The sequence below is a fragment of the Mesorhizobium sp. WSM4871 genome (assembly GCF_055811295.1).
This window is the reverse complement of sequence record NZ_JBVVPU010000016.1, coordinates 87,539-110,774: the sequence shown is the minus strand read 5'-3', so window position 1 is coordinate 110,774 and position 23,236 is coordinate 87,539. Positions and strand designations below refer to the sequence as shown.

Sequence of the window (23,236 nt, the reverse complement as noted above, 5' to 3'; positions counted from 1 at the left end):
ATGTCCGCGGCGGCCACTGTTCCCGGCATTGGCCGGCCGCGGCTTGGCAAGGCGCTTCCGGGCGCCGTCTGGGCCTTGCTCCTGCTGACGCCGGCCTTCGTGTCGCTGGCGTCGGTTTCCTTCTATCCGATCGTCAACGGGCTCTACCTCTCGCTCACCAATACCTCGCTGATCACCCAGGAGAACGAATTCTCCGGCTTCGCCAACTATGTGCAGCTCTGGGGCGACGCGCAGTTCTGGAATGCCTGGTGGCACACAATGTGGTTCACCTTCGCGTCCACCGCGCTGGAGACGGTGATCGGGCTCGGCATGGCGCTCATCCTGTGCGAGGCTTTTAAAGGCCGCGGGCTCGTCCGCGCGGCCATGCTGGTTCCCTGGGCGATGCCGACCGTCGTCACCTCGAAGATGTTCGGCTGGCTGTTCGACGGCCAGAACGGCATCATCAATTACATCCTCCTGCACGCCGGACTGATCGACCAGAACATCAACTGGTACGGCTCTCCCGACACCGCGATGACCACCATCATCATCGCCGACGTCTGGAAGACCACGCCCTTCATGGCGCTGCTGCTGTTGACCGGCCTGCAGACGGTGCCCAATTCGCTGATCGAGGCGGCGCGCATGGACGGTGCCAAGGGCTGGATCACCTTCTGGTACATCCGCCTGCCGTTGTTGATGCCGACCTTGCTGATCGCCGGCCTGTTCCGTGCGCTCGACGCGTTCCGCGTCTTCGACCTGGTCTATGTGCTGACCGGCGGTGGCCCGGCCGATTCCACCGAGACGCTGTCGACGCTCTCCTACAAGGTGCTCTTCTCGACGCTGCAATTCGGCTATGGCTCGGCCGTTTCGACGGCAATGTTCGTCACCGAAGGCATCATCGCGCTGGCCTTCTGCCTCTATCTCATCAGGCAGATCCGGAGGGCGCAATGAACGACACGCGCTCACCCCTCCAGACCCTCGCTATCTATCTCGGCGCGCTGCTGATCCTCGTCTGGTCGGGCGGCCCCTTCATCTGGCAGTTCTCGACATCGTTCCAGCTCGACAAGGCGCTGACCTCGGGCTCGCCGTCGCTGATCCCCGACCCCTTCACGCTCGAGCACTATTACAACGCCTTCGTCGAGAAGGAACTGCACCGCTATGTCTGGAACTCGCTGGTGGTCTCGCTGGCGACGACGTTCCTGTGCCTCTTCGTCGGCTCGCTGGCCGCCTTTGCCCTGTCCAGGCTCAACGTCAGGGGACGCTTCGGCATACTGATGGTCATCCTTTCGGTGTCGATGTTCCCGCAGATCGCGCTGGTCGGTCCGCTCTATCTGGTCGCCACCAATCTCGGCCTGCTCGATACCTACACCGCGTTGATCATCACCTATCTGGCGCTCGGCCTGCCCCTCGTCACCTGGGTGCTGTTCGGCTATTTCGAAACGCTGCCGCGCGAGATCGACGAGGCGGCGCGCATGGACGGCGTCAGCGTGCCCGGCCTGCTCTGGCACATCATCCTGCCGATGTCGCTGCCGAGCCTGGTCACCACGGGCCTGCTCGCCTTCATCACCGCCTGGAACGAATTCCTGTTCGCCCTCGCCTTCACCTCCAACATCGATCGCCAGACCATCCCAGTCGGTATCGCCAACTTCACCAACCAATATTACGTGCCTTGGGGCGACATCGCCGCAGCGTCGGCGGTCGTCACTGTGCCTTTGATCGTGCTGGTGCTGTTCTTCCAGCGCCACATCATCGAAGGCCTCACCCAGGGTGGAATCAAGGAATGAAAGGATGATCGTGAAAGACCTGAAAGTCGGCTGCCAGACCTTTACCTGGGAAATGCTCGGGGATCGCTTTGCCGGCGGTCCGGACGACCTCATCAAGGCGATCGCCGACGGCGGCTATGCCGGCATCGAGATCACCGACACGATGATCGGCCGCTATGCCGGCAAGCCGGCGGAATTCGCCGCCGCGCTGAAATCGTCCGGGCTGACGCTGGTCGCCTTCGCCTTCGGCTCGAAGAGCGGCTTCACGCTGAAGGATCAGATCGGCGCCGACCTCGAAACGGCGCAGCGCTGGATCGATTTCGCCGCCGCCTTTCCGGGCGCATTGTTGTCGATGGGCTCGGCCACGGTGGTGTCCGACGGCCCGCGCGACGACAAGTTCGCCATCGCGGCGGAAGTCTACAACAAGGCCGGCGAACTCGGCCGCAAGGCAGGCGTCCAGGTCGCGGTGCATCCGAGTTCTCACCACAACACGCTGCTCTTCGACCGTGCCGACTACGACCGCATTTTCGGCCTGCTCGATCCGTCGCTGGTCGGCTGGGTGCCCGACACCGGCCACATCCTGCGCGGCCATAAGGACATGGCCGACACGCTCACCACCTACCGCGACCGTATCCGCTATGTGCATCTCAAGGACGTCGACGCCGGCGGCACCTGGGCGATGCTCGGCAAGGGCGTCTGTGACACGGCAAAGGTGATCGAGATCGCCGGTGCCGCGCCCAACTTCAACGGCTGGCTGGTGCTGGAAGAGGAATCCGAAACCGCCGCCGCCGATCCGGCCGCCGCGGTCAAGACCAATCGCCAGACCATGCGCGGCTATGGGGCGTAGATCATGATCGGCAAGCAAGACCGTCGCCTTCGTGTCGGTGTGCTCGGCTGCGGGCCGATCGCGCAGTTCGCCCATCTGGAATCTTGCGTGAAGGCCGCCAATGCCGATCTCTACGCGATCTGCGATGCCGCGCCCGATCTGCTCGCCCGCATGGGTGCGACCTACGAGCCGGAGAAGATGTATGCCGACTATGACGAGATGCTCGCCGATCCGCAACTGGAGGCAGTGATCGTCGCCACCTCGGACGCCTATCACGTACCGATGTCGATCAGAGCGCTGGAAGCCGGCAAGCATGTGCTGTGCGAAAAGCCGATCGGCGTCTCGGTTGAGGAGGGCCAAAAACTCGCCGATGCGGTCAGGCGCTCCGGCAAGGTGCTGCAGGTCGGCCACATGAAGCGCTTCGATCCGGCGCTGGAGGCGGCGCGCGATTTCGTCCGCGACGAGATGGGCGAGATCCTGGCGCTGAAGGCCTGGTATTGCGATTCCACGCACCGTTACACCAACACCGACGCGGTCCAGCCGCTGCCGGTCACCAGCAAGCTGGCGAGGAAGCCGGCCGGCAACCCGAAGGCTGATCTCAGGCAATACTTCATGCTCGCGCACGGCTCGCATCTCGTCGACACGGCGCGCTTCCTCTGCGGCGAGATCACCGCTGTACGCGCGCGCCTCAATGAGCGCTTCGGCGCCTATTGCTGGTTCGTCGAAACCGAATTCGCCAATGGCGCGCTTGGCCATCTCGACCTCACCGTGGCCGTGCGCATGGACTGGCACGAGGGTTTTCAGCTCTATGGTGAGAACGGCTCGGTGATCGCCAAGACCTTCAACCCCTGGTATTTTCGCGCGAGCGAGGTCGACATCTTCCACGAGAAGGATGCGACCTCGCGCAAGCCGCTTGGCGCTGACGGCCATTTCTTCAGGCGCCAGATCGAAGGCCTCGCCGAGACCGTCCTGGACGGCAAGCCGATGCGCGGCGCCAACGTCGAAGACGGCCTTGCCTCGATCCGCGCCATGGTGGCGATCGCCCGCTCGGTCGAGAGCGGCGAACGGGTCGAGATCGCCAGCGTGACGGGAGCGGTCTGATGCAAATCGGGGTGTTCGCCAAGACCTTCCCGGGCAGCGAACCGGCCGGCGTGCTGGCGGCGGTGCGCGACGCCGGATTTGCCGTCACCCAGTTCAATCTTGCCTGCGCCGGCCTGCCATCGATGCCGGATGCGGTGCCCGACGACGCCATCCGCTCCATCGCGGCCGCATCCGATGCCACCGGCGTCACCCTGGTGGCGCTCTCTGGCACCTACAACATGGCGCACCCCGACAAAACGGTGCGCGACGACGGACTGCGCCGGCTTGCCGTCATCATCGAAGCCGCAGCGGATCTTTCCGTTCCGCTGGTCACGCTGTGCACGGGAACCCGCAACCGCGACGACCAATGGGCGCACCACCCCGACAATGCCGATCCCTCGGCTTGGACCGATATGGCGGCCGAGATGGGAAAGGCGCTTGAGTTGGCTGAACGTCACGGCGTCGACCTCGGCATCGAACCGGAACAAGCCAATATCGTCACCTCGGCCGGGGACGCGATGCGCCTCATCGCCGAAATGGGCTCGAAGCGGCTGCGCATCGTGCTCGATCCGGCGAACCTGTTCGAACAAGCGAGTGCTGCGGACGCTCGCGCCATCATAGCCGACGCTGTCGAGCGCACGGCCGGCCATGTCGCCATGGCGCACGCCAAGGACCGCTCCGCCGACGGCCGCTTTGCCACCGCTGGCCAGGGTGTCGTCGACTTTCCTGATTTCGTCGCCCGGCTGAAAGCGTCAGGCTTTGACGGGCCGCTGGTGACGCACGGACTTTCGGCCGAAGAGGCGCCCGGGGTTGCCCGCTTCCTGAAGGGGCTGGTGTGATGGCACGCCCGACCACCTTGCTCCGTGATGACGCCAAGCTGCGGGTTTCCGACACCGGCGACGGGCTGGCGGTCGTGTTCCAGCACGGATTGGGCGGCAGCGAGGCGCAGGTTGCCCAGGCTTTTCCTGTCGACGCCGGCATTCGGCGCCTTACACTGGAATGCCGTGGACACGGTGCCTCAGGGCTCGGCGGTCGCCGCCCGTTTTCCCTGGGCATGTTCGCCGACGATGTGCTGGCTGCCGCCGATCAGGCCGGACTTGACCGTTTCATCGCCGGCGGCATTTCGATGGGCGCTGCGATCGCCTTGCGCCTCGCCTGCCGCCACCCGGACCGCGTGGCCGGCCTGCTGCTCGTGCGGCCGGCCTGGACTTTCGCTCGTGCGCCGACGAACATGCAACCGATCGCGGAGGTCGCCAGCCTCATCCTCGGCCACGGCCCCGATAAGGCCAGGACGATCTTCGCGCAATCGGGGACCGCCGCGCGGCTCCTGGACGAGGCGCCCGACAATCTCAGTTCGCTCCTCGGCTATTTCGACCGGCCCGATGCAGCCGCTTTCGCGCAAGTTCTTGCCGACATCGCCGCCGATGGCTCCGACATTCCCGAAAGTGACGCCGCCGGCCTTGGCGTTCCCACGCTGGTGGTCGGCAACGCCGTGGATGCGGTGCATCCCTTGTCGGTCGCCCACAAATTGGCTGCCACTATTCCCGGCGCAACCTTTGCCGAAATCCCTGCCAAGGCGCTCGACAGCGCCAGGCATTTCGCCGCGCTGCAGGCCGAGATCAACGATTTCCTTCACGCCCACGCCAATTTCCGGAGCCTTATTCCCTCATGACGACCAAATCCCTGTCCGGTCCCGCCACCATCGCCGCCCTGCCGCGCAACCGGCTGCTTGGCGAGTTTTCCCTGTGGTCGGCGGACCTTGCCAATATGGAGCGCGACCTGAAACGCATCGACGCTTACGTCGACCTGCATCATATCGACGTCGCCGATGCCCGCTTCACCCCCGGCTTCCTGTTCTTTCCCGATCTGGTGGCGCGGATCGCCAGGCTGACGACAAGGCCGATCCATGTGCATCTGATGGTCGAAGCCGAGATCGTCGAGGAGCAGACGCGCCAATTTATTGAGGCCGGCGCCGACCTGATCAGCGTGCACGCCGAAAACGGCGAGGCCGGCCTGCGTGCCGTCCGGCTGGCGCATGCGCTGGGCGCCGAGGCTGGCGTCGTGCTCAGGCTGGAAACGCCCGTCGCGGCGGTCACCCCTTTCCTGTCGCAGGTGGCGTTCGTGACGCTGCTAGGCACCTCGATCGGCGTCAAGGGCCAGAGCCTGTCCGAGCAGGCGTGCGACCGCCTGATCGAGGCGCGCGCGCTGATGAAAAAGGCGGGCCGCGAAGCCGATATCATTCTCGCTGCCGATGGCGGCATCCGCCACGAGACGGTGCCGCGCCTGCGCGCCGCCGGCGCCGAGACGGTGGTGCTGGGCTCGCTGGCTTTCGGCGACCCCGATCTTGCGCAGCGCATGGCCTGGCTGCACGGGCTGAAGGTCGCCGCCTGATGACAAAACTCGCCCTTGCCTTCGATCTCGGTGGCACGGAACTGCGTGGCGCGCTGGTCGAGCGCGACGGCGCCGTTGCCGCGCGCGTTTCGGCGCCGACGATGGCGGGCGCGGGATCGGAAGCGGTGATCGGCCAGATCATTGCCTTGGCCGGAACCCTGCTGGCGGAGCACCCGCAGGCAAAGGTCGCCGGCATCGGCATGTGCGCGCCGGGACCGCTCGATCCCAAAGCCGGGATCGTCATCGGGCCGCCAACGCTGGCCGGCTGGCACGATGTTCCGTTGATCGACATTCTCAACCGGCAATTTGGCCTGCCGGTGCGGCTGGAGAACGACGCCAACGCGGCGGCACTCGGCGAATGGCGCTTCGGCGCCGGCCGTGGCAGCGGCTCGCTGGTGTTCGTCACCGTATCGACCGGCATTGGCGGCGGCGTGGTTGCCGACGGCCATATCTATCACGGCCGGCGCGGGCTGGCGGCCGAGATCGGCCACATGACCATCACCGGCGAAGGCGACCGCTGTTTCTGCGGCGCCGTCGGCTGCTTCGAGGCCGTCGCCTCCGGCACCGCGCTCGGACGCCGCGCCACGCGGCTGACGGCGCCAGGCGACGGCTCGCTGCTCAGGCGCCTTTCCGGCGGCGGCGACGTCTCGGCCAGGCATGTCGTCGAAGCCGCGCGCGCCGGCGATGTCAGCGCGCTCGAACTGGTCGACGCCGAGGCGAAGTGGCTCGGCATCGGCTTCACCAATTTGCTTCATCTCTATTCGCCGGACCTGATCGTCATGGGCGGCGGCCTCGCCAATGGCTTCGATCTCCTCGCGCCGGGGGTCAGGACCACCGTCGGGCAGCGGGCGATGCCGGCCTATCGGGACGTGCCGATCGTGCCGGCGGAGCTTGGCGACCGGGCCGGACTGATCGGCGCGGCAAGTCTGATCCTGTGGGAGGGCGAACCGGGCGCGCCGCTGGCGATCGCGCAGGACGAAGACAATGGCGCTAGCAAGCGTGCCGGTGCCAGGGAGGCAAGCCATGGCTGAACTCAAGCTGCGCGGCGCGCGCAAATCCTACGGATCGGTCGAGATCATCAAGGGGATCGATCTCGACGTCGAGGATCGCGAATTCGTGGTCTTCGTCGGTCCGTCCGGCTGCGGCAAGTCCACCCTGTTGCGCATGATCGCCGGGCTGGAAAGGATCACCGCCGGCGACCTTCTCATCGATGGTGTGCGCGCCAACGACATCGATCCATCCGAGCGTGGGCTGGCCATGGTGTTCCAGTCCTACGCGCTCTATCCGCATATGAGTGTGGCCGAGAATATGGGCTTTGCGCTGAAGATCGCCGGCGTATCCGCCACTGAGAAGGAGCGCAAGGTGAAGGAGGCCGCCGATGTGCTGCAGCTTTCGCATCTCCTCGACCGGCGGCCGAAGGCGCTGTCCGGCGGCCAGCGCCAGCGCGTCGCCATCGGCCGCGCCATCGTGCGCAATCCCAAAGTATTCCTGTTCGACGAGCCGCTGTCCAATCTCGACGCTGCCTTGCGCGTCAGCATGCGGCTCGAACTGATGCGGCTGCACGAGCAGCTCAATGCAACGATGATCTACGTCACCCACGATCAGATCGAGGCCATGACCATGGCCGACAAGATCGTGGTGCTGAACAATGGCTCGATCGAGCAGGTCGGCTCGCCGCTCGAACTCTATAACAAGCCGGCAAACATCTTCGTTGCCGGCTTCATCGGTTCGCCGAAGATGAACCTCTTGAAGCTGAAAGTGGCTTCGACCGGATCCGGAGGCGTCACTGTCACTTTGCCGGGCGGCCAGCCACTGACCGTGCCGGTCCAAGCGGGCACGGTCAAGACCGGCGACGAGCTGCTGCTCGGCATGCGGCCGGAGCATCTGCGAATCTCAGCCGAGGGCCGCTTCAAGGGACAAACTGTGCTGGCCGAGCGGCTGGGCGGCCTGACCATCCTGCATGTCGAGGTCACGCCCGACATCACGCTGGTGGTGCAGGCCGAAGGCGGCGACACCACGCCGTTGCACAGCCCGATCGCGCTCGACATCGCTCCGTCGGTTTGCCATTTGTTTCGCGTGGATGGGCCGGCGCTGGCGCCTTTGCCTTCCGCGTGAGCCGCCGCCGCTGACATCGATGTGCTGCACCGCAGCACATCAAAAGCCACTGCACACCATTTTAAATCTTGACGCGTGTTAAATTTTTCTAAAACATGCGGAAATGCTGGCCTGCATCGGTCGGCACTCTGGGAGGAGAAATGCCTGATACGAAACGTGGCCTGACCCAGGCCCTGAATCTGCAAGCCGTATGGCGATCGACCTTTGGTCGGCAGCCTGCTGCCGCAAGCGCCGGGCCGGCCGTCGCCGCGCTCCGCACAGGCATTCCGGTCGTCGAGAAACGAGCCAGATACAACGCAACCAACAATTAGGAGGAGGACGAAGCATGCGCATGTTCAATTGCCTGACGCTTGGCGCAGGTCTGTTTGCAACCGCACTTTCAATGCCGGCCCATGCCGAAGACGCGGCGAAGGTCGCGGCCATCGTCAAGGGCCTCGACAATCCGTTCTTCCAGACCATGCAGAAGGGCATCGAGGACCAGGCCAAGGCCGACGGCGTCAACGTCACCGTCCAGGCTGCCGCCAACATGGGTGACGCCACCGGCCAGGCCGACCGGCTGACCGCCATGGCGATGCAGGATTTCGACTGCTACCTGGTCAACCCGATCAGCGTGTCCAACCTGGTGCAGGCGCTCGTTCCCGTCGCCCAGAAGAAGAAGCCGATCGTCAACATCGACAGCACCATCGACGCCGAACAGGCCAAGGCCGCGGGTTTTGCCATCTCGACCTATATCGGCACCGACAACGTCGCCGCCGGCGCGCTGGCTGGCGAGGAGATGCTGAAGCTGGTGCCTGCCGGCTCCAAGGTGGCGCTGGTCGCTGGCATCGTCGGCGACGTCGGCTCCAATGCCCGCATCAAGGGCTTCAAGCAGGCCGTCGAAGGCAAGCTCGAGGTGGTGGTGATGGTGAGCGCCGACTGGGACCGTGAGAAGGCACTGACGGCGGCGACCGACATCCTCGCCGCGCACCCCGATCTCGCCGGTTTCTTCGCCGCCAACGACATCATGGCGCTCGGCATCCAGCGTGCCGTGCAGACCTCGGGCAAGGACGTCAAGGTGATCGGCCTCGACGGCATCGTCGACGCGCTGAAGTCGATCGCCGCCGGCGAACTCACCGCCACCGTCGCCCAATATCCCTATGTCGTCGGCGCCATGGGCGTCGAAGCCTGCAAGGTAGCGGCCATGGGCAAGGAGTTGCCCGCCAACGTGCCGGCGCCGGTGCTCTTGATCAACAAGGACAATGCCGAAGCCTCGCTGAAGAACTTTCCGGCCCCCGGCGGCGACTATCCCGATCCCTTCCGCGAGATGTTGAAGTGAGCACTCCTGAACAAAACGCGCCCGTGCAGACCGCGGGCGCGGCGGAGGAGAGCCGTCCCTCCCTGTCGGCTCTCCTCCTGGATCCTTCCTTCTGGGCCGACTGGGCCTCCGTCGTCGGCCTGGTCGGCCTCGTCATCGTTTTCGGCATCGCCCAACCGGTCTTTCTCAGCATCGCCAATCTGCAGGCCCTGCTGCTCGCGGCGGCGATCCTGGTCGTACTGTCGATCGGCCAGACCTTCGTCGTGGCGACCGCCGGCATCGACCTCTCGCTGGCTGCCGCGGTCATGCTAGGCGCCATCATCCTCGGCCTCGTCAACGCCGCCGGCTATGGCATCTTCCTCGCCTGCGTCTTGGCTGTTATCGCCACCAGCGCGGTGGGCTTCCTCAATGGCGTCCTCATCACCGCCGGGAAAATTCCCGACTTCGTGGTGACGCTCGGCACGCTTTCGGGCATCACCGGGCTCGGCCTGATCCTGTCGGGCGGCGAGCCGACGATGGTCGGTTCCACCTTCCTGCTCAAGCTCGCTTCCGGCTCCTTCGGGCCGTTCGGCTATCCCGTGTGGGTGGCGATTGCGGCCGTCATCGTCGCCCATATCGCGCTCTACCACACCCGCTTCGGCGTGCATCTGCTGGCCACCGGCGGCCAGGTCGAAAGCGCCGGCGCGCTCGGCATCCGCACCAACCGGGTCAAGATCGCCGCCTATACGATTTCGGGCTTCTGCGCCGGTATCGCCTCGCTGCTTCTGGTGGCGCGCATCGGCTCGGCCGAGCCGCTGATCAACACCAGCCTTCTCCTCAATTCCGTGGCGGCGGTGGTGCTCGGCGGCGTCAGCCTGTTCGGCGGCCGCGCCAGCATTCTCGGGCCGGCGATCGGCGCGCTGATGCTCACCGCGCTGGTCAATGGACTGACCCTGCTCAGCGTTTCGGCCTTCTACCAACCGCTCGCCGTAGGCGCCATCGTGGTGTTGGCCGCCCTGATCATGCGGTATCAGAAATGAGCGTCGTCCATCACATCCCCTCGTCCGAGGCGATCCTCGCCTGCGAAGGACTGAGCAAACATTTCGGCGGCATCCGCGCCTTCACCGACGTCGCCTTCCAGGCGCGCCGCGGCGAGGTCACCGCGGTCATTGGCGACAACGGCGCCGGCAAGTCGACGCTGATCCGCTGCCTGGTTGGCGTGCATGTGCCGGATGGCGGCGAGATATTCTTCGACGGCCGGCCGCGCCCCTTCGCCAATCCCGACGAGGCGCGCAAGGCCGGCATCGAGACGGTGCACCAGAACCTAGCGTTGATCGACGAACTGACCGTGGCGCAGAACCTGTTCCTCAACCGCGAGATCGTGCGCCGGTTCGGCCCGATCGCCCTGCTCGACCGCAGGGCGATGCGAGAGCAGGCGCGCGCCATGCTGTCGCGCCTGTCGATCAACATGCCTTCGGTCAACCAGCGCGTACGGCGCCTGTCGGGCGGACAGCGGCAGGCGATCTCGATCTGCCGCGCCGCTGGCTCCGGCGCCAAGCTGGTGGTGATGGACGAGCCGACGGCGGCGCTCGGTGTACAGGAAACCGGCAATGTCGAGGCGCTGATACGACGCTTGCGCGAGCAGGCGGTGAGCGTCATCCTGGTCAGCCACAATTTCGATCAGGTGCGGCGCCTGTCCGACCAGATCTGGGTCATGCGCGCGGGACGGATGGTGGCGACCGTGCGTTCGTCGGAAACCACTGGCAACGAACTGGTCGCGCTTGTCACCGGCGCGGCCTAGAAGCTGCCGATCCGGCCAGCCTGTCACGAATTGATTGGTACAAAAAGGAGTTTGCGAGTGGCGGTAATCCGTGTCGGACTTGTGGGTCTTGGCGAGGTCGCGCAATCGATCCATCTGCCTGTCTTGGCCGACCAGCGCGACCGCTGGGTGATAGCGGGCACCCATGACGTCTCGCCGAGCCTGGTGGCGCTCTGCACCCCCGAATATCCAACCGCCAGGGCCTTCGAAACGGCCGAAGCGCTGATCAATTCGCCCGACATCGACGTGGTCTTCGTGCTGTCGTCCGATGACACCCACAGCCGTTTCGTCCGCGCCGCCGTGGCAGCCAACAAGCACATCCTGCTGGAGAAGCCCGCTTGCCTGACGGTGCGCGAGATTGACGAATTGCTGGCGCTGACGACGAATTACGCCAAGACAATCTTCGTCGGCTATATGCGCCGCTATGCGCCGGCCTATCTGGCGGCCAGGGACGAACTGCCGGATGCTGCCGACATCACCCATGTCCGCATCTTCGACCTGATCTCCGAGGGCCGGCATTTCCTGAAGAAGAGCCAGAACATCCTTTACCCTACCGACATCGACCCGGCGCTGCTGGAGAGCGGCGCCAGGGAGCGTGACGCGCTGATCCGCGAAGTGGTAGGCATCGATGCGCCGGCCGATCTCGTGCGCGCCTATCGTGGCCTGACGGCGCTTTCCTCGCATCATATTTCGGCGATGCGCGGGCTCATCGGCGAACCGGTTCGCGTGCTTGCCGCGCACCGCACCAATGGCGGCGCCAACACCTCGGTTACCTTCGACTACGGTCATTTCGCCTGCCAGTATGACGCGGTCGTCGACGATATCGGCCTGTTCGACGCCATGATCGAAGTGCGCTCGAACACCAAACGGATCCGCATCATCTACGACACGCCCTACATCCGCAGCCTGCCGACGCGGCTCGAAGTGACGGAAGCCGGACCGCTCGGCCCAGTGACCAGGACCTTCGGGCCGCTGTATGGCGACGCCTTCTCGAAAGAACTTGAGATTTTCCACCGGCACATCACCGACGGCACCAAGCCGCTGACGGACCTTGCCGATTCACGCCGCGACCTGGCGCTGATGGCGGAGATCATCGAGCGGATGAAGAAAACAAGCGGCAGCTGAGGCTACCCTACTTCCCGCAATGATGATCGTTGATCTTGTTCAGCGCGTTCGCATCCGGTCCTGTGCGATGATAGGAGCAGGCACCGGCGGCCGTGGTGAACAACTGCCGGTCATAGTAGCGCGGGCCGCCGAACAGGATGTCGATGATGTCGCCTTCGGCGGGAACGTAGCGTTCGGATTGAACCCGGTGGTCGCGGTGCCGGTGGTCGCGGTGCTTGTCGCTCGCGAAGGCCGGGGCGGATAGGCTGCAGCCTATCGCGAGAGCGAGCACGCGGATCGCATAGCGTTTGGTCGTCATCGGCAATGTCCTTCTGGCCGTTCGGCTTTACACCATACATCCAAAATCGTTAGCAGAACAAAAGTTCCGCGGGGCGGCTCATTGGAGCCGTCGGGGAATCCGGGAATTATCGTCGACTCCGCTTGTCACAATAGGTTTATCCTGCGGCGATAGGGAGAACGTTCCCGCGTCCGGTGTCCAGCCGGGCCTGTCGCTTTGCACTAACTCAGTCTCTTTGCACCAAGTGGGGTTTTTCCATGCGCAAGATCGTTCTCGCCGCCATGCTGCTGGCCTCCGCCATCGGAGGCGCTTCAGCTGCCGACGGCAAGCTCGTCCTCTACACCAGCCAGCCTAACACCGACGCCCAGCAGACCGTCGATGCCTTCATGGCGAAGAACCCCGGCATCAAGGTCGAATGGGTGCGCGACGGAACGCCGAAGATCCTGGCCAAGCTGCGTGCCGAGATCGAGGCCGGCCAGCCACAGGCCGACGTGCTGTTGATTGCCGATGTCGTGACCATGGAAGGGCTGAAGAAGGAAGGCCGGTTGCTCAGCTTTCCCGAGGCCGATGTCTCCGGCATCGACGCGGCTCTCTATGACAAGGACAAGACCTATTTCTCGACCAAGCTGATTACCACCGGCATCGTCTACAACACCAAGGCGCCCTTCGTGCCGTCGAGCTGGGAAGATCTTACCAAGCCGGAGGCCAAGGGCCTCATCGCGATGCCGAGCCCGCTGACCTCGGGAGCCGCGATGATCCACACCGTGACGCTGACCGGCAATTTGCCGGAGGGCTGGGATTATTACAACGCTCTGGCCAGGAACGGCGCCCAGGCGAGCGGCGGCAATGGCGACGTGCTGAAGGCCGTCAGCGGCGGCGACAAGCTGTTCGGCATGATCGTCGACTACATGCCCATTCGCGAGAAGGCCAAGGGCGCTCCCGTCGAATTCGTTTTCCCCAAGGAGGGCGTCTCCGCCGTCACCGAGCCGGTCGCCATCCTGTCCACGGCCAAGGACACCGAGGCCGCCAAGGCCTTCGTCGATTTCCTGCTGTCCAGGGACGGCCAGGAAGTCGCCGCCAGGATGGGCTACATTCCGGCGCGCGCCGACGTCGCCTTGCCGGCCGGCTATCCCGACCGCTCATCGATCAAGGTGCTGGGTTATGACGCGGCCGCCGCCCTCGCCAACGACGCCGCCAACAAGGAAAAGTTCGGCGCCGTGATGAGCCAGTAGCCAGCCGGCCAGTCAGCGGTGTCGTCCGCTCAGGACATCCTCCCCGGGCAGCGTGTGTCGGCGCGACGCGGGCACATGTGGCGGGCCACACCCGGGTTTCGCGCATCGGCGCTCGCCGTCCTGCTGGTGATCGCCCTGCTCAGCCTGCTGCCGATGGTGCGGCTCGTCATCGCGGCTGTCGCGCCGGGCGGCGAGCTCGACTTCGGCGCATTCGCAGAGCGTCTTGCCAAGCCCGCCGCCTTGCGGGCGATGTGGCACACGTTGGATACGTCCTTTTTTGGCGCCCTGCTGGCGCTCTGCCTCGGTGGCCCCTTCGCCATCGCCGTCACTATGACGGACCTGCCCGGACGAAAGCCGCTCGGCTTCCTGCTGCTGTTGCCGCTGATGATCGCGCCGCAGGTCACGGCCCTGTCGTGGCTGCATCTGTTCGGCCCGTCCAGCACGCTTCTCGGCATGGCCGGCATGGCGCCGCCGCCAGGCACACCCAATCCGATGCTCGGCCGCAACGGCATCATCCTGCTTTACGCCGTCCAGCACGCGCCGATCGTCTTCATCACGCTGCGGGCCGGGCTTTCCCGCATCCCGCGCGATCTCGTCGAAGCGGCCAGGGCCTCCGGCGCCGGGCCGCTCCCCGTACTGTGGACCATCGTCCTGCCGGTCGTGCGTCCGTATATCGTGGCTGCGACCGCGCTCGCCTTCGTCTCGGGCGTCGGCAATTTCGGCATCCCGGCCCTGCTTGGAATGCCGGTCAACTATCTGACGCTGCCGACGCTGATCTATCAAGACCTGTCGAGCTTCGGTCCCGGCGTGCTGCCACAGATCACGGCGCTGTCGGTGCTGGTCGGCGTGCTGGCGCTCGCCGGTGTCGCTTGCCAGTCGCTGGCCCTGCGCGGCGCCGCTCACCGCTTCACATCAGGCACGCCGGCGCGTTTCGAGCTCGGGCGCTACCGCTTGCCGCTGGCCGGCCTCGGCTGGTTGGTGATCGGCTTCATCCTTGTGCTTCCGGCCTGCGCGCTGCTGGCGACGTCGCTGGTCCCGTCCTTTGGCGTGCCGCTTGGCTGGCGGACGATGACCGCGTCCAATTATGCCGAGGTTCTGGTCCAGCAGGCCTCGACGGTGCGCGCCTTCCGCAATTCCATTCTTTTTGCCGGCGGTGCAGCGCTTATCCTCGCCGTCGGCGTCATTCCAGTCACAGCCGTACTGGAACGGCTCGGCCGGCGCTGGCGGCGTCTCCTCGGCGGCATCGTCGACCTGCCCTATGCGGTTCCGGGCGTCGTCCTCGCCATTGCCTGCATACTCCTGTTCCTGCGCCCGCTGCCGCTGATCGGCAGCCTCTATGCAACGGCGTCGATCATCGTGATCGCCTATATGATGCGGTTCTTCACGCTCGCCTTGAAACCGGTGGCGACCGCGGTCGCACAGATTTCGCGCGATCTCGACGAGGCGGCAGCGATATCGGGAGCCGGCGCCCTTCGCCGGCTCATGACGATAACCGCGCCGCTCGCGGCGCCAGCGGCCGTGGCGGGCGGCCTGCTCGTCTTCATGAGCGCCTTCAACGAGCTGACGGTCTCGGCCTTGCTCTGGTCGAGCGGCAACGAGACGCTGGGCGTGGTGCTGTTCAGCCTCGAGGAAGCCGGCCTCGGAACGCAGGCGGCGGCGATCGCCGTTTCCACGATCGCCGTTGTCGTCGTCCTGCTGCTTGTGCTCGACCGGTTCGGACGGCGGCTTCCACCAGGTGTGTTGCCTTGGCGATAGTCGTTCAGACGTCGGGGACCACCCACGCGTCCGAGGCTGCGATGTGCACCTTCTGGCCGACTGCCAAAGTCTCTGTGCTGTCGATCAGCAGTTCCTGCCGTGATCCCTGTTCCGGTACCGATAAGGCCAGCCTCACCTCATGGACCGGGCCGCGATAGATGCTGTCGAGCACTATCGCCGGAATGCCTTCGGGTGAAATCCGCAGCGCTTCCGGCCGCAGCAGGATCTTGGCCGGCCCTGCGGATGTCCCGGCACTTCGCGCCATGAGGCGATACCCTGCTATGTCCACCGTTGCGGTCTTCCCGGCGGAATCGACCACCATCCCTGCAACGATCGACCCGCGCCCGACAAAGCCGGCGATCGTCGCATTGGCCGGCGCGCGGTAGACCTCCTGCGGCGGCGCCGCCTGCAACACCTTGCCCCGGCTCATGATGGCGACACGGTCGGCCAATGCCAGGGCCTCGGCCTGGTCGTGGGTGACGTAGACGATGGTGGCGCCGGTGCGGCGATGGATATCGCGAAACACATCGACCATCGACGCGCGCAAATGCATGTCGAGATTGGCGAGCGGTTCGTCGAACAGGATGATCCTGGCGTCAGCCACCAGGCAGCGCGCCAGCGCCACGCGCTGACGCTGGCCGCCGGACAGTTCCTCGATGCGGCGGCCTTCAAATCCGCTGAGCCCGACGATATCGAGAACAGCACCGACACGGCCGGCGATTGCGCCGCGCTCGACATGCCGGGCCTTCAGCGGATAGGCGACGTTCGCCGCGACATCCATATGTGGCCAAAGCGCATAGGACTGGAAGACGACCCCGACGCCGCGCGCTTCCGGCGGCACCTGCCGTCGCGGATCGGCCATCAATTCCCCACCGAAGAAGACGCTGCCCTCGCTGGGCGCCTCGAAGCCGGCGATCAGCCTCAGCATCGTGGTCTTGCCGCACCCGGACGGGCCGAGCAGCGCCGTGAAGGAGCCCGCCGCGAAGCCAAGCGAAACGGCGTCAAGCGCGGCGGTTTCGTTGAACCGCTTGCTGAGACGCTCCACCCTGATTTCGCTCATGCTTCACCCGTTGGCGTATCACTGCGCCCTGCGTGAATCTCATCAACGCGACGCGCTTCAAGGTGGGCAATACGTTGGAAATCCGGCCATGACAATGACGGCTGCGGCAAGGGCGCCCTTAATGCAGCGCCGTCCAACCGCCATCCATCGGCAAGGTCGTTCCGGTGATCTGCTTGGCTGACGGTGGGATCGTGCATGGCATCGTTGACGGTGTCCGATCGAGTTCGCGCGGCTACAGGCTGTGAACATTCGAAATCGTGATTTGCGTCTTCGCGGCCTGGGTTTGTTGGATAGGCCCCGAGGCAGGTTCCGGGTTCATTGTCATACGGGCAAGCCATTGAAATCCAGTGGTGTTTTGATGTCAAAGCTTCTAACCGTTAACACCAATGGAATAACGGGAACTTCAGATCCACCACGCCGGAAGTCTGGGGACGAAATACGGGGACGATGGCACTGAACGCTGAAGATATTGCTGGCTATCCGGCGTTGCATCGCTGTGTCCAGGCGCAGTCGCTGGCGCTTATCCAGATTTATGAAGCGAGCCCGCGGCTTGCTTCCATATTCGCCACGCAGCAGCGCTGGCTGATGGGCCATGTCGGTCTTGCCTTGCATTTCAGGCGAGACCCGCGCGACCATCGCACGGAATTGACGACGGCCCGTTTCATCGAAGCCATTCGCCAGCATTCGGTGGCCAGCCGCAACACCGCCGAGGCTTTCATCAAGGAGATGCTGCATTATCACGTCGTCGAGTATCTGCCGACGCATGAGGATGGGCGTGCCCGCCCCTTTCGGGTCACGGCGGCCACTGTGAAGACATTTACCGGCTGGGTCACTGCTCATCTGCAAACGCTGGACAGCCTCGACGGCGGAAGCCGGTTGACCACGTACCTCGCGCGACCCGACATGCTTGCCAGATTGCAGCCGCTGGTGGCGGACGGCCTGCTTTCTTCTCAGCCGGTGCGCGAGCCCAAACAAACCTTTTCCCTGTTCATCTGGCTCAACAATGGCGGCATCGTCATGGACCGGCTGATGTCCGGCATCGATCCCGACCACGCGGGTCTCGACCGGATCCCGACCAGCGTGGTGTCGATCGCGGACTTCGCCAACTGGCTCAAGCTTTCCCGGACCCATCTTTCACGCAAATTGCGCGACGCCGAAGATATCGGCAGCGTCGGCTGGCTCGGCCGGCGCGGGCATTCGCTCATGTGGGTTTCGAAGCAGTTCCATCAGGAATACATGGCTGTCCAGGCCGCCAAGCTTGCCATCGTCAATGCGGCCTTCTCGGCGTGCTTTCCGGCCACTTGAGCCTTCCAGGCATCTGCGGCGACTATCCCGCAATCCGCAGCAAGGACGATATCAGCAGCCCGCGTTCGTGGGTCGAAAGGATATCCGAATCGAAGAGGTTCATGCTGCGAAGCCCCTCGATGGCGAGAAAGCAGACCAGCAACGCCCCAAGATCAGGCGTTTCGCCCTTCAGCCGCTCGAAGAGCTGCCGTTTGAACGATTTTATCGGCGTCAGGAAATCGGGATCCTCGGCGATCGCCGAAAAGATCCACGAGGCCGACGGTTGCGGTTCCTCGCAATCACTGGCCGAAAGCTTGATATAGATGGCAAGCAGGCTTTCGCCGCTGGCTCCGGCCGTACGTGCGGCCTCCAGCGCCCGCTCGAACTCGCGCAGGTAATCCTCCACCAGCGCCTGCATCAGCTTTGCCTTGGTCGGAAAATTGTACAGCAAGCCGCCCTTCGAGACGCCCGCACGGCTGGCGACTGCATCCAGCGACAGGCTTCCGGGCCCGGATTCCCGGGCAACATCGGCGGCCGCTGCGAGAATCTTCTCGCGCGAATTTGCCCTGCGAACTTTCATTACGCCTCCCTACATGAGCCTACGCGGAATTGACAAGACCGTCCAGACGGTACAGTAAGGCCGCCGTTATTTGAAATTGGGACCTGCCGTGGATAGTGTCCCGACATCGACCGCCATGCCGGTCGCCGCTTGAGGGGACACTCTTGTTCAGACGCATAATCCAGATCGTCGTCATCGCCTTGGTTTTGCTCGTGCTGGTCGCCGTGGTCGGCGGCATCGTTGGCTTCAACTTCCTGCGCGACAACGGCATCAAACAGTATTTCGCCACGATGAAACCGCCGGCGGCGACCGTGTCGACGACCATCGTCAAGCCGATCAGCTGGACGCCCGGCGTCGAGGCGATCGGCACGGTGAGCGCGGTGCGCGGCGTCGACCTGACTGTCGAAACCGCCGGCATCGTCAAGGAGATCCTTTTTCACGCCAACCAGAAGATCGAGGCCAACGCGGTTCTGCTCCAGCTCGACGATGCCGTCGAACGCGCCGACCTCGAGGCAACCAAGGCGCAAGCCGTATCCGACAAGGCAGCGCTTCAGCGCGCCATCGAACTGCAGAGACGCGGCGTCGGCACCGACGCCACGCTCGATGCGGCGCGCGCAGCGGCGTCGGCCTCCACCTCGCAGGTCAACAAGCTGCAGGCGGTGCTTGACCAGAAGCAATTGAGAGCGCCTTTCGACGGCACGGTGGGCATCCCCAGGATCGACCTCGGCCAGTATCTGGCGCCCGGCACCGCCGTGGTGACCTTGCAGGACCTGGATACGATGCGGGTGGACTTCTCGATTCCCGAACAGCAGCTTCCGCTGTTGAAGATCGGCCAGACGGTTCGGCTGGGCATCGGCGACGGCGACATGCCTTTCGCCGGCGCCATTCGCGGCATCGACCCCAAGATCGACCCGGCAAGCCGGCTGGTGACGATCAGGGCGGAGGTTGCCAACCCCGAAGGCAAGCTGACGCCTGGCCAGTTCGTGCAGGTGCGCGTCGAGCTGCCGGAGGAGAACAACGTACTGGCGCTGCCGCAGACGGCGCTGACCTCCAGCCTCTATGGCGACTTCATCTTCGTCGTGCGCCCAGCCAACAAGACGGAAGCCGCCCCGGCTCCGGCAGCGAAGCCTGGAGAAATGTCCGCCGCTCCCGAGGCCGACAAGCCTGCCGCGGCCGATACTGCCAAGCCGGCGGACGCAACCAAACCAGCGGACACCGAAAAGCCTGCTTCCCCCGCGCCTGCTGCCAAGCCCGACGAGAAGGCCGCCGACGCGGCCAAGCCCGCGGCGGAAGGGCAGAAGCCTGAACTCGTGCTCTCCCAGGTGTTCGTCAAGCCGGGCCGGCGCAACGCCGGTCTTATCGAGATCCTGGAGGGCATCGCGCCCGGCGACGAAGTCGTCACCGCCGGCCAGAATCGGCTTTTCGGCGGCATGTCCGTTGCAGTCGACAACACCATCGATCCGACCAAGCCGGTGAACCAGCAGGCAAGCCAGCAATGAGTTTCTCTGACATCTTCATCCGCCGCCCGGTCCTGTCGACCGTTCTGGCCTGCATGATCCTGCTCTTGGGCTTTCAGGGCATCTTCAATCTTTCGATCCGGCAATATCCAAAGGTCGACGAAACCGCCATCACGATCACGACTGCCTATCCGGGCGCCAGCGCTGACCTGATCCAGGGCTTTATTTCGGCACCGATCGCCCGTGCCGTCGCCTCGACCGAGAACATCGACTACGTTACGTCGTCGAGCCGGCCGTCCTCCAGCACCGTGACGGTGCAGATGAAACTCGGTTCCAATCCGGATGTCGCGCTGACCGAGGTGCTGTCGAAGGTGCAGGGCGTGCGCGGCACCTTGCCGGAAGCATCCAAGGATCCTGTCATCGTCAAGGGCACCGGCCAGCAGTTCGCGATGATGTACATCTCGATGCAGAATCCGAACATGACGAAGGAGCAGTTGACCGAATATATCGAGCGCGTCATCCGCCCGCGCATGTCGACGGTCGAAGGCGTCGCCGACGTCCAGATCTTCGGCGCGCAGGAATATTCGATGCGCGTCTGGATCGATCCGATCAGGCTTGCCGCGCGCGGCGTGACGGCCTCGGAAGTGCTGACGGCGATCAACAATTCCAACTTCCTGTCGGCGCCGGGCAATACCGAGAACGAATATGTCGTCTCCTCGATAACCGTGCGCTCGACGCTCCAGACACCGGAGGCATTCGCCGAACTGCCGCTGCGCTCGACCGACGGCAATGTGGTGCGGCTGCGCGACGTGGCGCGCGTCGAACTCGGCGCCGAGAACACCGACACCAGGGTCAGCTTCAACGGCAAGCCCGGCACCTTCCTCGCCATTTTCCCGACCCCGGCCGCCAATCCGCTGACCACGGCGGCAGCTCTTACCAGGCTCGTGCCGCAGATCCAGGAGACGCTGCCGAAAGGCATGACGATCGAGGTCGTCTACGACGCGACCGGGCAGATCAGCGCCTCGATCGACGAAGTGTTCAAGACCATCGCCGAGGCGGTAGCCATCGTCATCGTCGTCATCCTCCTCTTCCTCGGCTCGTTCCGCTCGGTGATGATGCCGATCGTCACCATTCCGCTGTCGCTGATCGGCGTCTGCTTCCTTTTGTTTGCGGTGGGCTACTCGATCAATCTCCTGTCGCTGCTGGCCATGGTGCTGGCGATCGGCCTCGTCGTCGACGACGCCATCGTGGTGGTGGAAAACATCCACCGCCACATGGAAGAAGATCACATGTCGCCGATGCAGGCAGCGTTCAGCGGCATGCGCGAGATCGCGTCCGCCATCGTCGCCATGACGATGACGCTGGCGGCCGTGTTCGCGCCGCTGGCTTTCACCGGCGGCCTGACCGGCGCGCTGTTTCGCGAGTTCGCGGTCACGCTCGCCGGCTCGGTGGTGCTGTCGGGCGTCATCGCCGTCACCATCACGCCGATGATGTCGGCACGCCTGCTGAAGTCGGGCACGCCAGGCCGTTTCCAGCGTATTGTCGACGGCACTTTCGCGCGGGTCGAACACGTCTACGAGCGGGCCGTCACCGGTTCGCTGAACTATCGCCCGCTGACGCTGATCATTGTGATTGCGCTTGTCGGCGTCACCGGCTTCATGTTCACCAAGACCTCGAGCGAATTGGCGCCGGAAGAAGACCAAGGCTTCCTTCTCTCGCTGGTGACGGCGCCGCGTTATGCGACATCCGATTACACGGAGACATACGTCAACCAGATTCTCGGCCTGGTCAGGGACATTCCGGAGACGCGGGCCCAGTTCTCGGCCGTCGCCTTCGAGGGTACCACAAACAGCGCCTTCGTCGGATTTGCCTTCAAGGATTGGGCGGAGCGCAAGCGCAATTCCAAGGAGTTGCAGGCTGACATTACCGCTCGTATCGCCAAGGTGGCGGGCGTCGAGGCCTTCGTCTTCGCGCCGCCGACGCTGCCGGGCTCCGGTGGCGGCCTGCCCATCGCCATGGTGGTGCGCTCGACCGGCGACGCTTCCGAAGTGTACGACGTGGCCGAGCAGATCAAGAACAAGGCCCAGGCCTCCGGCCGTTTCATCGTCGTGCAGAATTCCATGGCCTACGATGCACCGCAGGTGACAGTGACCATCGACCGCGATCGCGCCGCGGCTCTCAACCTGCCGATTGCCGATATCGGCCAGACTCTGACTCTGCTCGTCGGCGGCGCCGAAGTGGCGCAGTTCGACCGCGACTCCAACAGCTACGACATCATCCCGCAGGTGCCGCAGGAATTCCGCGACAACCCGGACAAGCTTGGCGAATATTTCGTGCGTAGCGTGGACGGCAAGATGGTGCCGCTGTCGGCGGTGGTGAAGATCTCGACCAACGCGTCGCCCGCCGCCATCGAGCAGTTCAACCAGTTGAATTCCGCGACGATTTCCGCACTCCCGCTGCCCGGCGTCACCACCGGCGACGGATTGAAGGCCCTTGAGGATATCGCCAACGAGAACCTGCCCGACACCTTCTTCATCGATTACTCCGGTCAGTCCAGGCAGGAGAAGGAACAGGGCAACACGATTCTGATCGCCTTCGCCGCCGCGGTCGTCGTCATCTACCTGGTGCTGGCGGCGCAGTTCGAAAGCTTCCGCGACCCGCTGATCATCATGATGGCGGTGCCGCTGTCGATCTTCGGCGCCATCGTGCCGCTCAATCTGGGCCTCGGAACATTGAACATCTATACGCAGGTCGGCCTGATCACCCTGATCGGCCTGATCACCAAGCACGGCATCCTTCTCGTCGAGTTCGCCAACCAGCAGCGCGAGCAGCACGGCATGCGGCGGCGTGATGCAATCATCGCCTCGGCCAAGGTGCGGCTGCGGCCGATCCTGATGACGACGGCGGCGATGGCGCTCGGCGTGGTGCCGCTGATCACTTCCAGCGGCGCGGGCGCCGCGGCACGCTATTCGATGGGCCTGGTGATCTTCACCGGCATCCTGGTCGGCACCATGTTCACCCTTTTCGTGGTGCCGATGTTCTACACTTTCATCGCCAGCAAGGATCTGCCGCATCATGCCGAGAAGCCCGACCCGAAGCTGATGCCGGCGCTACAGGATTAGAACTGACGACCAAATAAAAGAGGCCGGAAAATCCGGCCTCTTTGGCTGCTTGACTTTACCGCCGCCTTCGGCGGGAAGCCGGAGCGGTGAAGCCCGATAGCTCAGGCCTTACAACCGCT

General features: G+C 64.5%; 21 protein-coding genes. 18 read left to right on the top strand and 3 right to left on the bottom strand.

Annotated elements, in window-relative coordinates; genetic code table 11:
* The 13 genes from AC0L2H_RS28065 (at position 1) to AC0L2H_RS28005 (ending at position 12,371) form a co-directional block, all read left to right on the top strand.
* A complete protein-coding gene (locus AC0L2H_RS28065; RefSeq protein WP_473593269.1) occupies positions 1-930 on the top strand; it encodes a carbohydrate ABC transporter permease in 930 nt (309 codons plus the stop codon).
* Positions 927-1,763, top strand: a complete 837-nt coding sequence (locus AC0L2H_RS28060; protein ID WP_473593268.1) for a carbohydrate ABC transporter permease — start codon at positions 927-929, stop codon at positions 1,761-1,763. The genes AC0L2H_RS28065 and AC0L2H_RS28060 overlap by 4 nt, the downstream gene beginning before the upstream one ends.
* A 4-nt stretch (positions 1,764-1,767) precedes the next feature.
* Complete coding sequence (locus AC0L2H_RS28055; RefSeq protein ID WP_473593267.1) at positions 1,768-2,589, top strand: sugar phosphate isomerase/epimerase family protein; 822 nt, start codon at positions 1,768-1,770, stop codon at positions 2,587-2,589.
* Between the two features lie 3 nt (positions 2,590-2,592).
* Positions 2,593-3,669 (top strand): Gfo/Idh/MocA family protein, encoded by a 1,077-nt coding sequence (locus AC0L2H_RS28050; protein WP_473593266.1) that lies wholly within the window; start codon positions 2,593-2,595, stop codon positions 3,667-3,669.
* Positions 3,669-4,487 carry a sugar phosphate isomerase/epimerase family protein gene (locus AC0L2H_RS28045; protein ID WP_473593265.1) on the top strand — a complete coding sequence of 273 codons (819 nt, stop codon included), beginning with the start codon at positions 3,669-3,671 and terminating at the stop codon, positions 4,485-4,487. Before AC0L2H_RS28050 ends, AC0L2H_RS28045 begins: the two co-directional genes overlap by 1 nt.
* The gene (locus AC0L2H_RS28040) at positions 4,487-5,320 is read left to right on the top strand and encodes an alpha/beta fold hydrolase (protein ID WP_473593264.1); all 834 of its coding nucleotides are present in this window, start codon (positions 4,487-4,489) and stop codon (positions 5,318-5,320) included. The genes AC0L2H_RS28045 and AC0L2H_RS28040 overlap by 1 nt, the downstream gene beginning before the upstream one ends.
* Positions 5,317-6,039 (top strand): ribulose-phosphate 3-epimerase, encoded by a 723-nt coding sequence (locus AC0L2H_RS28035; protein ID WP_473593263.1) that lies wholly within the window; start codon positions 5,317-5,319, stop codon positions 6,037-6,039. The genes AC0L2H_RS28040 and AC0L2H_RS28035 overlap by 4 nt, the downstream gene beginning before the upstream one ends.
* The gene (locus AC0L2H_RS28030) at positions 6,039-7,070 is read left to right on the top strand and encodes an ROK family protein (RefSeq protein ID WP_473593262.1); all 1,032 of its coding nucleotides are present in this window, start codon (positions 6,039-6,041) and stop codon (positions 7,068-7,070) included. Before AC0L2H_RS28035 ends, AC0L2H_RS28030 begins: the two co-directional genes overlap by 1 nt.
* Positions 7,063-8,154, top strand: coding sequence for an ABC transporter ATP-binding protein (locus AC0L2H_RS28025; RefSeq protein ID WP_473593261.1), 1,092 nt, complete (start codon positions 7,063-7,065; stop codon positions 8,152-8,154). The genes AC0L2H_RS28030 and AC0L2H_RS28025 overlap by 8 nt, the downstream gene beginning before the upstream one ends.
* A 325-nt stretch (positions 8,155-8,479) precedes the next feature.
* Positions 8,480-9,469 carry a sugar ABC transporter substrate-binding protein gene (locus AC0L2H_RS28020; RefSeq protein ID WP_107650651.1) on the top strand — a complete coding sequence of 330 codons (990 nt, stop codon included), beginning with the start codon at positions 8,480-8,482 and terminating at the stop codon, positions 9,467-9,469.
* A complete protein-coding gene (locus AC0L2H_RS28015; protein WP_107650650.1) occupies positions 9,466-10,467 on the top strand; it encodes an ABC transporter permease in 1,002 nt (333 codons plus the stop codon). Before AC0L2H_RS28020 ends, AC0L2H_RS28015 begins: the two co-directional genes overlap by 4 nt.
* Positions 10,464-11,228, top strand: a complete 765-nt coding sequence (locus AC0L2H_RS28010) for an ATP-binding cassette domain-containing protein (RefSeq protein ID WP_473593260.1) — start codon at positions 10,464-10,466, stop codon at positions 11,226-11,228. Before AC0L2H_RS28015 ends, AC0L2H_RS28010 begins: the two co-directional genes overlap by 4 nt.
* Positions 11,229-11,285: 57 nt before the next feature.
* A complete protein-coding gene (locus AC0L2H_RS28005) occupies positions 11,286-12,371 on the top strand; it encodes a Gfo/Idh/MocA family protein (protein WP_473593259.1) in 1,086 nt (361 codons plus the stop codon).
* A gap of 7 nt (positions 12,372-12,378) precedes the next feature.
* Here the strand turns inward: AC0L2H_RS28005 and AC0L2H_RS28000 are convergent, their stop codons facing one another.
* The gene (locus AC0L2H_RS28000) at positions 12,379-12,669 is read right to left on the bottom strand and encodes a hypothetical protein (protein WP_473593258.1); all 291 of its coding nucleotides are present in this window, start codon (positions 12,667-12,669) and stop codon (positions 12,379-12,381) included.
* 236 nt (positions 12,670-12,905) lie between these two features.
* On the opposite strand from AC0L2H_RS28000, the gene AC0L2H_RS27995 reads away from it, so the two are divergent.
* The gene (locus AC0L2H_RS27995; RefSeq protein ID WP_473593257.1) at positions 12,906-13,880 is read left to right on the top strand and encodes an ABC transporter substrate-binding protein; all 975 of its coding nucleotides are present in this window, start codon (positions 12,906-12,908) and stop codon (positions 13,878-13,880) included.
* A gap of 75 nt (positions 13,881-13,955) precedes the next feature.
* Positions 13,956-15,635 (top strand): ABC transporter permease, encoded by a 1,680-nt coding sequence (locus AC0L2H_RS27990; protein ID WP_473593256.1) that lies wholly within the window; start codon positions 13,956-13,958, stop codon positions 15,633-15,635.
* A 4-nt stretch (positions 15,636-15,639) separates the two neighbouring features.
* Here the strand turns inward: AC0L2H_RS27990 and AC0L2H_RS27985 are convergent, their stop codons facing one another.
* Positions 15,640-16,695 carry an ABC transporter ATP-binding protein gene (locus AC0L2H_RS27985; RefSeq protein ID WP_473593255.1) on the bottom strand — a complete coding sequence of 352 codons (1,056 nt, stop codon included), beginning with the start codon at positions 16,693-16,695 and terminating at the stop codon, positions 15,640-15,642.
* Between the two features lie 447 nt (positions 16,696-17,142).
* Between AC0L2H_RS27985 and AC0L2H_RS27980 the strand changes: the two genes are divergently transcribed.
* Entirely contained in the window at positions 17,143-18,000 is an 858-nt protein-coding gene (locus AC0L2H_RS27980) for a hypothetical protein (protein ID WP_473593254.1), read from the top strand.
* Positions 18,001-18,022: 22 nt separating this feature from the next.
* Here AC0L2H_RS27980 and AC0L2H_RS27975 read toward each other — a convergent pair whose 3' ends face one another.
* The gene (locus AC0L2H_RS27975) at positions 18,023-18,559 is read right to left on the bottom strand and encodes a TetR/AcrR family transcriptional regulator (RefSeq protein ID WP_473593253.1); all 537 of its coding nucleotides are present in this window, start codon (positions 18,557-18,559) and stop codon (positions 18,023-18,025) included.
* A 143-nt stretch (positions 18,560-18,702) separates the two neighbouring features.
* Here AC0L2H_RS27975 and AC0L2H_RS27970 point away from each other — a divergent pair, with 143 nt between their 5' ends.
* On the top strand, positions 18,703-20,037 hold the full coding sequence (locus AC0L2H_RS27970) for an efflux RND transporter periplasmic adaptor subunit (protein WP_473593252.1): 1,335 nt from the start codon (positions 18,703-18,705) through the stop codon (positions 20,035-20,037).
* Positions 20,034-23,117 (top strand): efflux RND transporter permease subunit, encoded by a 3,084-nt coding sequence (locus tag AC0L2H_RS27965; RefSeq protein WP_473593251.1) that lies wholly within the window; start codon positions 20,034-20,036, stop codon positions 23,115-23,117. The genes AC0L2H_RS27970 and AC0L2H_RS27965 overlap by 4 nt, the downstream gene beginning before the upstream one ends.
* Positions 23,118-23,236: the final 119 nt, after the last annotated feature.

Coding starts and splice junctions, on each gene's coding strand:
- AC0L2H_RS28010 (WP_473593260.1), top strand. CDS start 10,464: ATGAGCGTCGTCCATCACATCCCCTCGTCCGAGGCGATCCTCGCCTGC.
- AC0L2H_RS28030 (WP_473593262.1), top strand. CDS start 6,039: ATGACAAAACTCGCCCTTGCCTTCGATCTCGGTGGCACGGAACTGCGT.
- AC0L2H_RS28020 (WP_107650651.1), top strand. CDS start 8,480: ATGCGCATGTTCAATTGCCTGACGCTTGGCGCAGGTCTGTTTGCAACC.
- AC0L2H_RS27980 (WP_473593254.1), top strand. CDS start 17,143: ATGGCACTGAACGCTGAAGATATTGCTGGCTATCCGGCGTTGCATCGC.
- AC0L2H_RS28025 (WP_473593261.1), top strand. CDS start 7,063: ATGGCTGAACTCAAGCTGCGCGGCGCGCGCAAATCCTACGGATCGGTC.
- AC0L2H_RS27985 (WP_473593255.1), bottom strand. CDS start 16,695: ATGAGCGAAATCAGGGTGGAGCGTCTCAGCAAGCGGTTCAACGAAACC.
- AC0L2H_RS28055 (WP_473593267.1), top strand. CDS start 1,768: ATGATCGTGAAAGACCTGAAAGTCGGCTGCCAGACCTTTACCTGGGAA.
- AC0L2H_RS28050 (WP_473593266.1), top strand. CDS start 2,593: ATGATCGGCAAGCAAGACCGTCGCCTTCGTGTCGGTGTGCTCGGCTGC.
- AC0L2H_RS27990 (WP_473593256.1), top strand. CDS start 13,956: ATGTGGCGGGCCACACCCGGGTTTCGCGCATCGGCGCTCGCCGTCCTG.
- AC0L2H_RS28060 (WP_473593268.1), top strand. CDS start 927: ATGAACGACACGCGCTCACCCCTCCAGACCCTCGCTATCTATCTCGGC.
- AC0L2H_RS28045 (WP_473593265.1), top strand. CDS start 3,669: ATGCAAATCGGGGTGTTCGCCAAGACCTTCCCGGGCAGCGAACCGGCC.
- AC0L2H_RS28000 (WP_473593258.1), bottom strand. CDS start 12,669: ATGACGACCAAACGCTATGCGATCCGCGTGCTCGCTCTCGCGATAGGC.
- AC0L2H_RS27965 (WP_473593251.1), top strand. CDS start 20,034: ATGAGTTTCTCTGACATCTTCATCCGCCGCCCGGTCCTGTCGACCGTT.
- AC0L2H_RS28040 (WP_473593264.1), top strand. CDS start 4,487: ATGGCACGCCCGACCACCTTGCTCCGTGATGACGCCAAGCTGCGGGTT.
- AC0L2H_RS27975 (WP_473593253.1), bottom strand. CDS start 18,559: ATGAAAGTTCGCAGGGCAAATTCGCGCGAGAAGATTCTCGCAGCGGCC.
- AC0L2H_RS28065 (WP_473593269.1), top strand. CDS start 1: ATGTCCGCGGCGGCCACTGTTCCCGGCATTGGCCGGCCGCGGCTTGGC.
- AC0L2H_RS28035 (WP_473593263.1), top strand. CDS start 5,317: ATGACGACCAAATCCCTGTCCGGTCCCGCCACCATCGCCGCCCTGCCG.
- AC0L2H_RS27995 (WP_473593257.1), top strand. CDS start 12,906: ATGCGCAAGATCGTTCTCGCCGCCATGCTGCTGGCCTCCGCCATCGGA.